This window comes from Mycobacterium genavense ATCC 51234, assembly GCF_000526915.1.
GTDB lineage: Bacteria > Actinomycetota > Actinomycetes > Mycobacteriales > Mycobacteriaceae > Mycobacterium > Mycobacterium genavense.
In genome coordinates this window covers 185534-200645 of record NZ_JAGZ01000004.1, presented here as the reverse complement: position 1 = coordinate 200645, position 15112 = coordinate 185534, and the positions used below count along the sequence as shown (strand labels likewise).

At 66.7% G+C, this 15112-nt stretch carries 11 protein-coding genes, 1 tRNA gene and 3 pseudogenes; 5 read left to right on the top strand and 10 right to left on the bottom strand.

The window, feature by feature from the left end; genetic code table 11:
- Window positions 1–26: 26 nt before the first annotated feature.
- Both T428_RS0111290 and T428_RS0111285 read left to right on the top strand, forming a co-directional pair.
- Entirely contained in the window at window positions 27–1316 is a 1290-nt protein-coding gene (locus T428_RS0111290) for a pyridoxal phosphate-dependent aminotransferase (RefSeq protein WP_025736566.1), read from the top strand.
- A gap of 21 nt (window positions 1317–1337) precedes the next feature.
- Window positions 1338–2609, top strand: a complete 1272-nt coding sequence (locus T428_RS0111285) for a YibE/F family protein (RefSeq protein ID WP_025736565.1) — start codon at window positions 1338–1340, stop codon at window positions 2607–2609.
- Here the strand turns inward: T428_RS0111285 and rfbA are convergent.
- From rfbA to T428_RS27330, 9 genes and pseudogenes are all read right to left on the bottom strand, one after another.
- Entirely contained in the window at window positions 2560–3426 is an 867-nt protein-coding gene (gene rfbA / locus T428_RS0111280) for a glucose-1-phosphate thymidylyltransferase RfbA (RefSeq protein ID WP_025736564.1), read from the bottom strand. The two genes, T428_RS0111285 and rfbA, sit on opposite strands and share 50 nt — an antisense overlap.
- Window positions 3427–3442: 16 nt before the next feature.
- A complete protein-coding gene (locus tag T428_RS0111275; protein ID WP_025736563.1) occupies window positions 3443–3793 on the bottom strand; it encodes a nuclear transport factor 2 family protein in 351 nt (116 codons plus the stop codon).
- 52 nt (window positions 3794–3845) lie between these two features.
- Window positions 3846–4599 (bottom strand): annotated as a pseudogene (locus T428_RS27335) (maleylpyruvate isomerase family mycothiol-dependent enzyme).
- Between the two features lie 28 nt (window positions 4600–4627).
- Window positions 4628–5953 (bottom strand): UDP-glucose dehydrogenase family protein, encoded by a 1326-nt coding sequence (locus T428_RS0111265; protein ID WP_025736562.1) that lies wholly within the window; start codon window positions 5951–5953, stop codon window positions 4628–4630.
- A gap of 89 nt (window positions 5954–6042) precedes the next feature.
- Window positions 6043–7541, bottom strand: a pseudogene (locus tag T428_RS0111260) (DUF7159 family protein).
- 166 nt (window positions 7542–7707) lie between these two features.
- Window positions 7708–9150, bottom strand: coding sequence for a DUF7159 family protein (locus T428_RS0111255; protein WP_025736560.1), 1443 nt, complete (start codon window positions 9148–9150; stop codon window positions 7708–7710).
- A gap of 258 nt (window positions 9151–9408) precedes the next feature.
- Window positions 9409–11367: a DUF7159 family protein gene (locus T428_RS0111250; protein ID WP_156942927.1), complete on the bottom strand. Its 1959-nt coding sequence runs from the start codon at window positions 11365–11367 to the stop codon at window positions 9409–9411.
- Window positions 11368–11520: 153 nt separating this feature from the next.
- Complete coding sequence (dcd, locus tag T428_RS0111245; protein ID WP_025736558.1) at window positions 11521–12093, bottom strand: dCTP deaminase; 573 nt, start codon at window positions 12091–12093, stop codon at window positions 11521–11523.
- A 32-nt stretch (window positions 12094–12125) separates the two neighbouring features.
- Window positions 12126–12772 (bottom strand): annotated as a pseudogene (locus T428_RS27330) (VldE C-terminal domain-containing protein).
- Window positions 12773–12909: 137 nt separating this feature from the next.
- Between T428_RS27330 and T428_RS0111230 the strand changes: the two are divergent.
- Window positions 12910–12983, top strand: a tRNA-Gly gene (locus tag T428_RS0111230).
- On the opposite strand, the gene T428_RS32750 is transcribed toward T428_RS0111230, so the two are convergent.
- The gene (locus tag T428_RS32750; RefSeq protein ID WP_156942926.1) at window positions 12972–13379 is read right to left on the bottom strand and encodes a hypothetical protein; all 408 of its coding nucleotides are present in this window, start codon (window positions 13377–13379) and stop codon (window positions 12972–12974) included. The two genes, T428_RS0111230 and T428_RS32750, sit on opposite strands and share 12 nt — an antisense overlap.
- A gap of 166 nt (window positions 13380–13545) precedes the next feature.
- Between T428_RS32750 and T428_RS33275 the strand changes: the two genes are divergently transcribed.
- Together T428_RS33275 and T428_RS33270 are read left to right on the top strand one after the other, a co-directional pair.
- The gene (locus T428_RS33275) at window positions 13546–14418 is read left to right on the top strand and encodes a DUF7159 family protein (RefSeq protein WP_169733649.1); all 873 of its coding nucleotides are present in this window, start codon (window positions 13546–13548) and stop codon (window positions 14416–14418) included.
- 53 nt (window positions 14419–14471) lie between these two features.
- Window positions 14472–14921 (top strand): hypothetical protein, encoded by a 450-nt coding sequence (locus T428_RS33270; RefSeq protein WP_169733645.1) that lies wholly within the window; start codon window positions 14472–14474, stop codon window positions 14919–14921.
- Window positions 14922–15112 lie beyond the last annotated feature (191 nt).

Genomic DNA, 15112 nt, shown 5'->3' with positions numbered 1-15112 from the left:
AGATTGGCCTCTGTCAGCAAAAATCGGTGGACGGCGATGGCACCATTGGTGACGTGACCACTCACCAGGTGCCCGTGCACAGCCCCGGCCACCACCGGCAACGGACCTTCGCACAGTCGTCCAAGCTTCAGGACGTTCTGTACGAAATCCGCGGCCCGGTGCACCAGCATGCTGCGCGGCTGGAGGCCGAGGGCCACCGCATTCTCAAGCTCAATATCGGCAACCCGGCGCCATTCGGCTTCGATGCGCCCGACGTGATCATGCGTGACATGATCCAGGCGCTGCCCTATGCGCAGGGCTACTCGGATTCGCAGGGCATCCTGCCGGCCCGACGCGCGGTGGTTACCCGTTACGAACTGGTCGAGGGCTTCCCGCGGTTCGACGTCGACGACGTCTTCCTCGGCAACGGGGTCTCCGAGCTGATCACGATGACGCTGCAGGCCCTGCTCGACAACGGCGATCAGGTGCTGATTCCCTCCCCCGACTACCCGTTGTGGACGGCGTCGACGTCCCTGGCCGGTGGCACGCCGGTGCACTACCTGTGCGACGAGACGCAGGCATGGCAGCCTGACATCGCCGACCTGGAGTCCAAGATCACCGAGCGCACCAAGGCGCTGGTCGTGATCAACCCGAACAACCCCACCGGCGCCGTCTACAGCCGCGAAATCCTCAGCCCGATAGTCGATCTGGCGCGCAAGCACCAGCTGATGCTGCTCGCCGACGAGATCTACGACAAGATCCTCTACGGCGACGCCAAACACATCAGCCTGGCCACCCTCGCGCCGGACCTGCTGTGCCTGACCTTCAACGGCCTATCCAAGGCCTACCGGGTGGCCGGATACCGGGCCGGCTGGCTCGCGATCACCGGACCCAAGGACCACGCCAGCAGCTTCATCGAGGGCATCAGCCTGCTGGCCAACATGCGGCTGTGCCCGAACGTCCCGGCCCAGCACGCGATCCAGGTCGCCCTCGGCGGTTACCAGAGCATCGACGACCTGGTGCTGCCCGGAGGCCGGCTACTCGAGCAGCGCGACGTCGCCTGGACCAAGCTCAACCAGATACCCGGGGTGTCCTGCGTCAAGCCGGACGGCGCGCTGTACGCGTTCCCGCGACTGGACCCCGAGATGTACGACATCGAAGACGACGAGCAGCTGGTTCTCGACCTGCTGTTGCAGGAGAAGATCCTGGTGGGCCAGGGCACCGGCTTCAACTGGCCGGCCCCCGATCACCTGCGCATCGTGACCCTGCCGTGGGCGCGTGATCTGTCCGCCGCGATCGAACGGCTGGGCAACTTCTTGACCGCCTATCGACAGTAAGCCGCCTCTACGGTGGAATGGGTGACCCACTCGCACTCGCACACCCTGTCGTCAGGACCGTCACCGCTGGGGCCGTTGCCTGCCAAGATCGTGGTGGGGCTGCTGATTGCGATCGGGATCACCGTGATCGCCGGTGCGGCGTTGTTGTGGCCGAGTCGCCAGCATGTCGACATCCCGATGCCGTATCAGAACGCGACGGGCGGGGCGGTGAGTACCGAGCGCGCGCACGTGCTGTCCAGCGGACTGGGCGACTGCGGCAGCCCGTCGGCCAGTCAGGTGCTGACGACGACTCCGCAGCCGGGAACGCCGGGCGCCGGGCGATGCGTCCAGACACTGGTCGCCATCGATTCGGGCCCGAACGCGGGCGCCAAAACGCTGTTGGAGTTCTCGCCCGGCCCCGGCCAGCCGCAGTTCCACGCCGATGACCACATCCGGGTCGTGCGGCAGGTCGACGCCCAGGGCGCCACCACGTATGCGTTCTACGACTTCGAGCGCGGCTGGTCGCTGGTCGGGCTGGCGTTGGCGTTCGCGGTGGTGATCGTCGCGGTAGCCCGCTGGCGTGGTTTGCTGGCGCTGGTCGGCATCGTGGTCGCGTTCGGCGTGCTGGTGGTCTTCTTGTTGCCGGCGCTGCGAGACGGCGCACCCGCGGTTCCGGTGGCCCTGGTGGCGTCGGCGGCGATCCTCTACGTCGTCATCTACCTCGCGCACGGAGTCAATTTGCGCACCAGCGCCGCCCTGCTGGGCACCTTGTCGGCGTTGCTACTGGCCGCCGGATTATCTTGCGGTGCAATCGAACTGGCGCATCCGACCGGGCTTTCGGACGAACAGAACTCCACGGTCAGCGCGTATCTGGGCAGTGTGTCGATCAGGGGACTGCTGCTGGCCGGGTTCATCATCGGATCGCTGGGTGTGCTCAACGATGTGACGGTGACGCAAGCCTCGACCGTCTTCGAGCTCGCTCACGTCGGCGGCGACACCTCCCGGCGGGCGATCTTCCTGAGCGCGATTCGGGTGGGCCGCGATCACATTGCCAGCACCGTCTACACGCTGGTGCTGGCCTACGCCGGCAGCTCGCTGCCGTTGCTGCTGCTCTTCAGCGTCGCCAACCGATCGCTGAGCGACGTGCTGATCAGCGAGAGCGTGGCCATCGAGCTCGTGCGCTCCGCGGTCGGCGGCATAGCGTTGGCGCTGTCGGTGCCGTTGACCACCGCGATCGCCGCGGTGCTGGCCAAACCGACCGCGCTCAGCCCCGCTCCATCAGCTCCAGCAGGTAGCCGCCATACCCGGACTTGATCATCGTGCGGGCACGGGCCGCCATCTGTTCGTCGGTGATCCAGCCCTGCCGCCAAGCGATTTCCTCGGGCACGCCGACCTTGAGACCCTGCCGGCGCTCCAGGGTGCGGACGTAGTCGCTGGCGTCCAACAGTGAGTCGAAGGTGCCGGTGTCCAGCCACGCGGTGCCGCGGGCCAATACCTCGACGGACAGCCGGCCGCGGTTGAGGTAGATCTGGTTGACCTCGGTGATCTCGTACTCGCCGCGATCGGATTTCTTTAAGCCCTTGGCGATTTCGATCACGTCGTTGTCGTAGAAGTACAACCCCGGCACCGCGTACTTGGACTTCGGCGTTTCGGGCTTCTCCTGCAACGACAGCGCCATCCCGTCTTCGCCGAACTCGACGACACCGTAGGCCGACGGGTTCGCCACCCAATACGCGAAAATGGCTCCGCCGCTGACGGATTGGAAGCGGCTCAGGTTGGTACCCAATCCAGGGCCGTAGAAGATGTTGTCCCCCAACACCAAAGCGGCAGAATCATTGCCAATGTGCTTGGCGCCCAGCACGAATGCTTGCGGCAGACCGTCGGGTCTCTCCTGCTCGACATAGCTGAGGTTGATCCCGAATTGGGAGCCGTCGCCGAGCAGCCGCTGAAAGCCGGCAGCGTCGTGCGGGGTGGTGATCACCAAAATGTCGCGGATTCCGGCCATCATCAACGTGGACAACGGGTAGTAGATCATCGGCTTGTCGTAGACGGGCAGCAACTGCTTGCTGATGCCCATCGTGATCGGGTGCAGACGCGTGCCCGATCCGCCGGCCAAGATGATTCCGCGCATGTACGGCTCCTATGCCTTAGGTAACGAGGTCGACCTGGGTGAGCTCGGTCGCTGCCAGCGCCGACGCCAAGTCCTGGTGACGGAACACCGACGTGACGTGGTCGTGGACGACGCGGAACGCCAAGGCGCCGGCGGCGCCGCCCGTTTGTTCGGCGACCACGACGCCGTCGTGCACGTACATCTCACCAAGATCGGTGGTCGCCCGGTTGGCGGAGGCCCACGTGCGCAGCGCCTGATGGCCCTGCGCTGCTCCGTGCGAGTCACCCAATTCGATGTCGTCGCTGGACAAGGCCGCCAACGTCTCGATGTCCGCGCTGGCCAGAGCGTCGTACCACGCGAGCACGGTGGCAATCTCCGATGTGGTCATGGACTAAAAATTACCGTGTACCACTTCTCGGCATGCCGTTTCCCCGACGTTGCTAGCGAGGCGTGCGGTCGAGCCAGTTTTGCCAGACCGTGCCGTCGCCGAACATCTCGATACCGGTGTCGGCGAGCCGCGTTCGACGCGCCATCACCAGCAACAACTCGCAGGCGCCGCCGCGTAACGCCGCACTGCCCTTGCCGTGCTCGTGCGACCAGGCGACGCCGGCGGCCGTGACGCTGATCGTCCATTCACCGGTTTCGCCGAGTCCGGGGTCGGTCGCGTGCAAGTGCAGGGTCTGGCCATCCTCGAGCGGCAGCGGCGCGCCGTTGCTGCCGGCCTGAACCGCGATCCGTTCGAGGAACTCGGTGACGCCGTCGGCGGCGACGGCGGGCTCGAGGGTGAATTCGCGCCCGAGCGCGAGGGCCGCGTCGGCGCGATGCACCGCCGTTTCGTGCAGCCGGCGCCGAATCCACCAGTTCGCCGGGCGCTCACCCAGAAAGGTCCAGACCGTGTCTGGACACCCGACAGCTCAACGGCGTCGAGCAAACGTTGCGCTCCGCCGTGCAGCCAGGAAATCGCGCCGGCCCGATCCGGGGGAGGCTTGCCGCCTTCGACACTGCGGACGTCGGGGGGCTCGTCGAGTCGGTCCCGCACGATTTGCGCCGCCCACCGATCACCTCGGCCGACATGGCGGAACAGCTGCTTGAGACTCCAATCCGGGCAGGTCGGCACTGGGAGCGATTCGTCGACATCGCGGAAAAGCTCCGAAATGCGCGGTTTTCGTCGAGAAAGGCTGCCGCGTAATCCACGCAATCACGCTACTCGCCAGGGTGCGTGTTAGGGACGTCGCGCTCCGAGCCGGAACACCCGCCAGCCCGCCTGTGACCAGCGCTCGACGTCCAGGCAGTTGCGGCCGTCGACGACGACACGGGCCCGCACCCGGTCGGCGAGGTCGTCCGGGTCGAGGTTGATGAACTCCTGCCACTCGGTCAGCACCAAGACCGCATCCGCGCCCGCGCATGCCTCGGTCACCGAAACCGCGTAGTTCAGTGTCGGGAACAGGCGGCGCGCGTTTTCCAGGGCTTTGGGGTCGTAGACGTTTACCGCGGCCCCGTTGAGCTGCAGTTGCCCGGCGACGTTGAGCGCCGGCGAATCCCGGACATCGTCGGACTCGGGCTTGAACGCCGCTCCGAGCACGGCGATGTTGGCGCCCAGCAGCGAACCGCCGCACGCGGTGGCGGCCAGCTCGACCATCTTGGTGCGCCGGCGCATGTTGATGCTGTCCACCTCGCGCAAAAAAGTCAGCGCCTGATTGGCGCCCAGCTCGCCGGCGCGGGCCATGAACGCCCGAATGTCCTTGGGCAGGCAGCCACCACCAAAACCCAAGCCCGCGTTGAGGAATTTGCGCCCGATGCGGGAGTCGTAGCCGAGCGCATCGGCAAGCAGCGTGACGTCGGCACCCGCCGCCTCGCACACCTCGGAGACCGTATTGATGAACGAAATCTTGGTCGCGAGAAAGGCATTGGCCGATACCTTCACCAATTCCGATGTCTGCAAATCGGTTACGAGAAACGGCACACCGGCTTCGAGGATCGGTGCGTACAACTCGCGGATGACTTTCTCTGAGCACACCGAATCCTCTTGAATACCAAGCACAATGCGGTCGGGCTCCAAGGTGTCGTGCACCGCGTGGCCCTCACGCAGGAATTCCGGGTTCCAGGCGATCTCGACGTCGACTCCTGCGGGTGCCAGCGCGGCGGCGCGCTCACCGAGCTCGGCCGCAGTGCCAACGGGCACAGTCGATTTGCCGACCAGCACGGCCGGCCTGGTCAGCTGGGGTACGAGATTGTCGATGACGTCGTTGACGTGGCTCAGATCGGCGCCGTATTCGCCCTTCTTTTGCGGCGTGCCGACACCCAGGAAGTGCACGTCGGCGAAGTCGGCGGCCATGTCGTAATCGGTGGTGAACCGCAATCTGCCGGCGGCCAGGTTTTCGGTCAACAACTCTGGCAAGCCCGGCTCGTAGAAGGGGATGTCACCGGCGGCCAGTTTGGCGATTTTACCCGGGTCGATATCGACCCCGACGACCTCGTGTCCCAGTACCGCCATCCCGACTGCGTGCGTGGCACCCAGGTATCCCGTGCCAAAGACGGTGCATCGCATACAACCGTGTGTAGGTGGCCGCGATGAGCTAACTGCATCGCTCCGCTAAGCGGGAGGCAAACGGGAGGTGACAGCTGGCTCCCGAAGACCTAATGGCGTCCAAACCCGCCGTGGCCGCCGCCGAAACCGCCGTGGCCGCCGCCGAACCACCGTGACCGCCGCCACCGGGGAAACCGGGGAAGCCGCCCCCACCACCGTGGCCGCCACCGGGGAACCCACCACCGTGGCTGCCGCCCGGGAAGCCACCGCCGTGGCCCGGGTTGTTGGGGAATCCACCGCCGCCCGGACCTATCGGCCCGCCCGGCACGCCGATGACCGGAGGTATCGGTAGTGGGATCGGAACGGGAATCGGTGCCACGGGCGCGGGTGCCGGGGCCGGGGCCGGGGTGTCGGGTATTGGCGCGGGCGCATCCGGCACTTGGACCGGGGCCGGCGCCGGAGCCTCGGGAATCGGGGCAGGTGCCTGAGGAACGGGCGCCGGGGCGGGAATCGGGGCCGCCTCAGGCGCCGGGGCGGGTGCAGGGGCTGCGGGTGCCGGAGCCGGAGCCGCCGGTGCCGGCGTGGCCGGGGCGACGATGTTGTGACTCGGAACAGGCTTCACACCGGCCGTGGGCCGGATTGCGACGGCCAGCGAAACGACCAGCGCCGCCACGCCGACGATGAAAATCGCCGCCACCGCGCTGCCTACCAGCCCAAAGGACCTGCGCTCCGAGTAGTCGGTGAGCGCGGTGGCGGCGGTGTGCTCGCCGGTGTAGGCGTCAGCATAGTCCTCGGGAACGGCGCTGTAGGCCAGCGCGCCCTCGCCGGAATCCGGGGTTTCCAGATAGCCGGGGGCAACCGCGAAGGGATCGATGGCACCGGTGCCGGGGTCCTGCGCATAGGCCTGCGCGGCGGTGGAAGAGGCGAACAGCGGCGCGTGCGCCGACGCCAGGGCGGCACCGCGAGCCAGCGCGGTGTCGGGCTCCTCGGGCATGGCCAACGGCAGCGTCGTCGCGGCCTCCAAGGCCGGCTTGATCAGCGGAACATCGACGCCGGAGCCCACGACGAACACGGCACCGGGGCGGGTATCCAGCGACTCGGCCTCGGAGACCATCGTGGCCAGCTGTGCCACGGCGGCGTCGTCGTCCTCCGGCAGGGGCTGACGGTGCACATCGGCGATCGACCCGTCGGCGGTGTCGACGAGCGCCAAGGTCGCGGTGTCGGGTTCGATGAACAGTAGCGCGGTCTGCGCGTAGTTGGTTTGGTTGCCGACCGCTTGCGCCAGCGCCGCCGCGGCCAGGAACGCCGAGACCAACATCACATTCTCGACCTTGTGCGCGGCCAGCGCATCGCGCAGGACCGCTGCTTCGACGGGATCGGTCCAGGTGACACCGGTCGAGGTCAGTTGGTAGCCGCCCTGGGCGGCGCCCTCCTGGGTTCCCAGAATTGCCGAGACCACCTGATCCGCAGCGCTAGTCGTTGCTGCATCGTCGTCGGAAGCGACGTCGAAATTGTCTTCGTCGACGGTGACGCCGTCACCATTTTCGCCTTCGACCAGAACCATCCGGACTGCCGTCGGCGCCATCGACACACCAAGTACGGTGTCCAATGCCCTTCCATTGTCATTTGCTAGACAGTGCCGTGGAGGACGTCGTCACCGCAGGCTCCGGCTACCGCGAGACGGCGTGAATCCCCACCCCGTGAATCCCCACCCTGTATTCCCCTAGCGATCCGACTTTACGCGCGTTCGGCTGCGGTCGCGTGGGCCGAGGCGGCTAGTGATGACCGAATCCGCCGAATCCATGGCCGCCGAATCCATGGCCGCCGCCGAACGGGCCGTGGCCACCGCCGAAGGGCCCGCGGCCACCGAACGGACCATGCCCGCCACCGAAGGGCCCGTGACCGCCGAACGGACCGTGGCCGCCGAACGGGCCACGGGTACCGGGTCCTCCGCCGAAGGGTCCGCGTGGTGCCGGAGGCCGCAGAATCGGCACCCGCGGAACGATCGGAGGAACGATGACCGGAACCGGCGGCGCCACGACGGGCACCCGCGGAGCCGCCGGGACCGGTGCCGGCACGTTCATCGGACGGGGCACCGCGACGGGCGCTGGCGCCGCGACCCTCGGCTTCGGAGCCGGAGCCCGAGGCGGGGCGGGCGCGGAATGCGTTGGAACGACGATGTTTTCGTTGGGGTCAGGCCTCAATGCCACCGTCGGGCGGATGCTGATTGCCAACGCAATCTCAAGTGCCACCACCGCGGCGATGAAGATGACCGCCAAAGTGCTGCCCACCAACAAAATCGATTTGCGACGCTGCGCCGCCTCGTCGAGACCGGTGCCGGTCTGTTCGTCGGCGTCGTCGTCGGGCACGGCGCTGTAGGCGACGTTGGCCCGGCCTCCCCCGATGTCCGCGGGTGAGGGAGCAGCGCGATAGTCCGGCAGATAGCCGGGCAGCAGTCTCGACGTCGGTCCGGCGAGCCCCAACGGGTCGACCTCGCAGGTGCCGGGGTCGAGCGCGTAGGCCAACGCCGCGGTAGACGAGGCGAACAATGGCGCATTCGCTGACGCCAACGCCGCACCCCGGGCCAGCGCCGGTTCGTCAGGTACCGACAGATTGAGCGAAGTGGCGGCTTCCAGAACGGGTTTGATCAGAGGGATGTCGACGCCCGAGCCGACGACAACCACACCCTGCGGCTCGGTTTCCAGTGTTTCGGCGCCGGACACCATCTCGACGAGCTCGCTCACCGCCTGGTCTTCGTCGTCGGCAAAAACTCGGCGATGGACGTCGGTGATCGACCCGTCGGCGGTGTTGACCACGGCCAACGTGGCGGTATACGGCTCGACGAACAGCAGCGCGGTACGCGCGTAGTTGGTGGCGTCGCCGACCGCCTGGGTTAGGGCGGCCGCGGCCATAAAGGCCGAGACGAGCATGACGTTCTCGATCTTGTGTGCGATCAGCGCGTCGCGCAGCAGGGCAGCCTCGATGTGATCGGTCCAGGTCACTCCCGTTGAGAGAAGCTGGAAGCCGCCTTCGACGGCGCCTTCGCGAGTGCCCAAGATCGCCGAGATCACCTCGGCAGGCGCGCTGGAAGGCGCCGCATCAGCGGCAACGTCGAAGTCGTCCTGGTCGACGGTGACGCCGTCGGCGTTTTCCCCCTCGACGAGCACCAAGCGGACCTTCGTTGGCGCCATTGAAACGCCCAGCACGATGCCCACCACCGCGTTTAACTCCCCCGAGTCAGTTCGCTCCCTTGCGGCCAAATCGTCTGCGCAGCAAACGTTTTGACTGCTTACCCGGGTCTCTATCGCCGCAGCAGTGCGAATTCAAAGATCCGGGATTAGCTGGGAGTTATGAAGTTCTGGTTGAAATGAGCGTGGCCAGCTCTTGACCCGCCCAGCCACTTCGACACTACTGCACTGACACTACTGCACTTTCGTTAGGAACGGTAACGACCTGCCGACGGATCGCGCAACGCGCTAGTGGTGGCCGCCGCCACCGCCGCTGTGACCGCCGCCAAAACCGCCGCCGCTACTGTGGCCACCACCAAGACCACCGCCAAAACCGCCACCGCTGTGGCCGCCGCCGCCGATGGGACCGCCACCAATCGGACCGCCACCAATCGGACCGCCACCAATCGGACCGCCACCAATCGGACCGCCACCAATCGGACCGCCACCAATCGGACCGCCACCGAAGGGTCCACCACCGACCGGACCGCCACCACCAATCGGAGCACCACCGACGCCGTGACCGGGGCCACCACCAATGGGTGCACCGCCTTGGCCGCCACCATCAACGCCACCGGAACCAGACCCAGGGGACGGAACATGCCCAGCACCACCAGAACCTGGGACACCGCCCGGAGTGCCGCCGTTAGCTGGACCGGAGCCAGATCCAAGCGGCGGAAGATGCCCACCGCCAGCACCACCAGTACCCGAACCAGGAAGACCGCCCGGGCCGCCGCCATTGGCGCCACCCGAACCGGAACCAGGCGGAGGAACATGGCCGCCAGCAGGACCACCCGGACCATTCGGCTTGGTCGGGCCGGTCTCCGGAGGAGTTTGGTACGGCGGTGACTGCGGCATTGAGTCCGGCGGCTCGGGGATATGCACGGGCGGTGATTGCTGCACCACCACCAGCGGTGGCAACGGCCGCGGTGGCGCCTGGACCACGGGCGGACTCATCAGCCAATTCGGAGCAGGCATGCGGATCTGAGGCACCGGGACCGGAACCACGACCGGAACCGGCACCGCCGGGGCAACTGGTGGAGGAGCCGCGGGAGGTGGTGGCGGAGCCGCGGGGATCGGAGCCGCCGGCGGTGCCGCCAAGGCCGGATGCAACGGCTGGGGCGCCGCCGCGGGCGCGGGCAGGACGATCTTCGGCTTCGCGACCGACGCCTCAGCCGGCGGCGGCGCGGGAGCCGGCTGAGTTGGCACGATGAGGTTTTGGTTCGGGCTGGGCTGCACCGCCACGTTGGTGGTACGGATGCCGATCGCCAGCGCGATCTCGAGTGCGACCACGGCGCTGATCGCGATCACCGCCATCCCGCTGCCGACCAGAAGCACCGGCCTGCGGCGAGGTTGGTCTTCCTCCAAATCGACGAGATCGGGTCGGTCGATGACCACCGTCGGGGCATCGGCATCGTCGTCCGGCACCAGGCTGTAAGCAAGCTCGTCGCGACCGAGCGTCGCGTCTGAAACGTAGGACACGCCAAGGTATTCGGGCCCGACATTCGGATGGACGGCACCGGTACCTGGGTCTTGGGCGTACGCCAGCGCCGCGGTCGACGACGCGAACAGCGGTGCGTTGGCCGACGCCAGGGCCGCGCCGCGGGCCAGCGCGGTCTCGGGCTCTTCCGGCGCGCTCACGGTGAGCGAGGTCGCGGAATCCAGTGACGGTTTGATGGGGCCGACGTCGACACCCGAGCCAACCACGAACACGCCGCCGGGAGGCAGGGCCAGCTCGTCGAGCCAGGACATCATGCCGGTCAGTTGCGCGGTGGCCTCGTCGTAGGTATCGGCGACGATCTGTTCTTTGTAGACGTCGGTGATGGAGCCGTCGGAGGTCTCGACGACGGCCAGCGTCGCGGTGTCAGGCTCGACGAACAGAACCGCGGTGCTGTCGTAACCCATTGCCCCGCCGACGGATTGGCCCAATGCGGCGGCAGCCAGGAACGACGAGACCAGCATCACGTTCTCGAGCTTGTAGGCGGTCAGCGCGTCGCGGAGCACGGAAGCGTGCAGCTGGTCGGTCCACGTCACGCCGATCGAGGACAGCTCCATCCCGGCCTCGGTCGCGCCTTCACGGGTGCCCAGGATGGCGGAGATCGCTCGGTCGGGAACGGCGGCGGGTTGCGTGCCGTCGGCCTCGACGAGGGGGAACTGATCCTCTTCGACCAAGGCGCCGTCGGCGTTCTCGCGTTCAACCAGAACCATCTGGACCGAAGTGAGTGCGATCGAAACACCGAGCACAATATCCAAAACCAACCCCTCCAAAGCTGGTGCCAGCCGGGCTGTGCCCGGGCGGAGGAGAATCACATCGACTATCTAATAATCCCGCAGAAAACGCGTGCGGTCACGCACTCGAAGCTATGTAGATCTTATGAAATTTTCGTAAGACCGCGATGGCGTCGGCCCCCACTGGCCTTGATACTTCGAGCCGACTTGCGAACTGCCATAAGGGTGTTCAGCCGGGCTGGTCAATCGAAGGATGCACAGCTGCCCGATCTTCATGCCGGGCCACAAGGTGATCGGCAGGTTCGCGACATTGGACAGCTCGAGAGTGATGTGGCCGTTAAAGCCGGGATCGATGAAGCCCGCGGTCGAGTGCGTCAGCAGGCCCAGCCGGCCCAGCGAGGACTTCCCTTCCAGACGCCCGGCGAGGTCGTCGGCCAACGCGACCTGCTCCAGGGTCGAGCCGAGCACGAACTCGCCCGGGTGCAAGACGAACGACTCCCCTGCTGCGGGCTCCACCAAGCTGGTCAGTTCCTCCTGCTGCTTGGCCGGGTCGATGTGGGTGTAGCGGGTGTTGTTGAACACTCGGAACATGCTGTCGAGGCGAACGTCGACGCTGGACGGCTGCACCAACGTGTCGTCGAAGGGGTCGATGCCCAACCGGCCGGAGGTGATTTCAGCCCTGAGGTCGCGATCGGAGAGCAGCACTCCGCGAGCCTATCTGTTGCTCAGTCCGGCGTTCAGTCGGCGAGATACATTTCGCCGCTCTTGGGGTAGCCGCCTCCGGTCGTCGTGACGTGAACGTGGTCGTAGTGGCCGAGCCTGCTCGTTTGTGCTCCGGTCGGCGTGTAGTAGACGCCCCGCCAGATCGCGTCATGGATGCCGAATCGATGCGAATTCTTCAGCACATACGCAACGATCTCGTTGCCCAACGCGATCCCCTGCGCGCTCTGGGATTCGGGATCATCACATCCAACGCCAGGCCCAGTGGATGCCAGGGCAGCGAATCCGGTCGGACGCCGCCGATTTCGTGAATCTCGGGGAACGTCACAGTGATCGCGCGAGAAGCCAAGATCGTACGCACCTGGAGGCCCTGCTCCGGCGCGAGCCCGATGGGAAGGAAGCGGGATCGGACGTGATATCTCGATGCGACGGGCTGGCGCTCGGAGGCACCGAGGAGGGTCGCGCCGTGCGGCAAATTCGCCTCCGCCGCGACGATTTCCATACGGCTCGGCGCGACATCACCAATAACGGACTTGGCTTCTGCTGGGACCACAAATGGTCCGACGTCTCCACCCACCGCGAAGAACACTGCAGCCAGGGCCAGCAGCGCTGCCAGGACTGCCGGCGACTTCCGGCGCTTCTTGGCTAATCTGTGCCGACCCACGCAGCGCACATTACGGCATGATAACGAAAGAATAAATGTGAGCATTTTAAATTTGCCGACATAACCACACTGCCGCGTCGGCATTCGGCTGTCGCGGCTGGTCCCGCCGCTAGGTGCTAGCCTTCTTGGGCAACCGCGCCGATGTAGTTCAATGGCAGAACATCAGCTTCCCAAGCTGAATACGCGGGTTCGATTCCCGTCATCGGCTCCACTTTTTCCGGCGACGTCGCGCTATCGCATCCGCCGAAGAAGATCCGTCAGCTGAAACATCGCCGACAAGAGCATGCCCTCGACCTGCAGCTGCTGACCCGGCGGCAGATTGCGTGTCTCCGCCTCGATCCAGCGGGGCCTCCTGTTGCAGGGCCTTCAGCTGCCGATTCCGTTCGTCCGGGCTAAGGGCGTCCCAATTGTCGTGCAGATCGAAGATGTGGGCCTGAAAGTTTTGCACTGCTACCACCGGGTCGGGGTCGACAACGGGACCCGACGGCGGCTGCAGCGGATAGATGTGGGCCTGCGCCGGCGCGGTCGTCGCGGTTGCCTGGGCGATGCTCGCTGTAAGCGGGGTGCTGGCCAGCAGACCGGCAACGGCGATGGCGATAATCCTCATGGAAACTCCCTCGGGTGGCACGATTGCCTCGTCAGCCCACCCTGAGCGGGTCGCTACCGATCCCAACATCGACGCGGCGGGACTCCGCGTTTGTCAGCGGACACGCATAACGCCCACATAGCATCCGCAGGATCTCGACACAGGTTCTCCCGCGACGATCAATTCAGTGAGACCGCGTGGCTGGGAGGCGTGGGCAATGGACATCGTGCTCGGAGTTTCGATAGCGCCGGCCTCGGTTCAAATGGTGATGCTGCAGGGCGAAAACGCCGACGGCCCGACGATCGACGAAAACGAGTTCCCCATCACCGGCGCCGATGACTCGCCCACCGTCAGCGCGTCCGATCGCGTGATTACCGCCATCATGTGCACCCGCGAGGATGCGGCCGGCGCCGGGCTCGAACTGGACTCCATTGGGGTCGCATGTACCGACCAGCTCGAAGCGGCAGTTCTGCGCGATGCGCTGGCGGCCCACACGATCGAGAACGTCATGCTGGTCTCGGCGTTTCTGGCCGCGACCGCACTGACCCAATTTGTCGGCGGCGCAATGGGTTACGAGCGCACCGCAGTCCTTTTCGTGGAGCCCGATACCGCGACGCTGGCTGTTGTCGAGACCTCCGACGGTTCCGTCGACGACGTTCACGAAGAGCGGTTGGAAGCTGGGCCCACGGTCACGGCGGAGCTAATGCAGTTGGTCGCCGGGCTCGAAGAGCTGCCGACGCCGACGGGCGGTGTGTTCGTGGTGGGCGCCGGTGTCGACGTCACCGCGATCAGGCAGCGCTTAGAACAAACGACGTCGCTGACCGTGAACGTCCCCGAGGAGCCGGAGACCGCACTGGCCCGAGGCGCGGCCCTGGCGTCCGCGCACGCACACGCCTCGTCCACTACCGCGCTGGCCTATGCCCAAGATCCCGGCACGGGCGCCGTCGACGTGTCTGCCCTGCCCGAATATTTGAGCGTCGACGACGCCGGGCCCGGCACCGACGACCTCGCCTACAGCGCCGTCGCCGACGATGAGGCCGACGCCGCGACTTCGTTCTAGGCAACTCTGACAGCGAGCCGCGGTCCCGGCCGGCGCTGTTGGTCGGAACCGCGGTGGCAATCGCCGGTTTTAGCGCGGCGTTGGTGCTGGAGATCGCCCTGTCACTCGGCATTCGCACGACAGTCAATTCGTTGCCCGCCCCGATCAAGGGCATCATCACCCCGGTTCAGCAGGCCCTCTTGCCTGCGCCCGACGTGGCCGCGCTGAAGATGGTGGAACCGGCGCCGTTGAGTCCGCCTCCCGTCGCTCCGCGACCGGCAGCGCCTCCGATCCCTGCGGCGCCGCCGGTTGTGGCCCCCGCAGCCCCACCCGTCCCCGCGTCCCCACCACCCGCCGCGCCGGACGTTCCCGTTCCGGTGGTCGTCCCGCCCATCGCGCCGCCGCCGCTTCGGCTACCCGACGCACCGGTGAGCCCGCCCGTGGTCGAGGCGTCGCCGAATCTACGTCCCACCGCCGAAGTTGCCGCCTCACCGACTTCCTCCAGGGCAAAGCCCACCGTCTGACTCGGGCGGTGCTGGTGGGCCGGCGAGCGGCCCGGTCCGTGGTAATCCCGGCGCTGGTGGGCCACACGGCGGCGGACCGGGCGCGGGCGGGCCAACCGGAGGCGGGCCAACCAGCGGCGGACTAACCGGTGGCGGACCCGACGGCAGCGGGCCAACCAGTCGCGGACCAAGCAGTGGCGGTCAGACCCCCA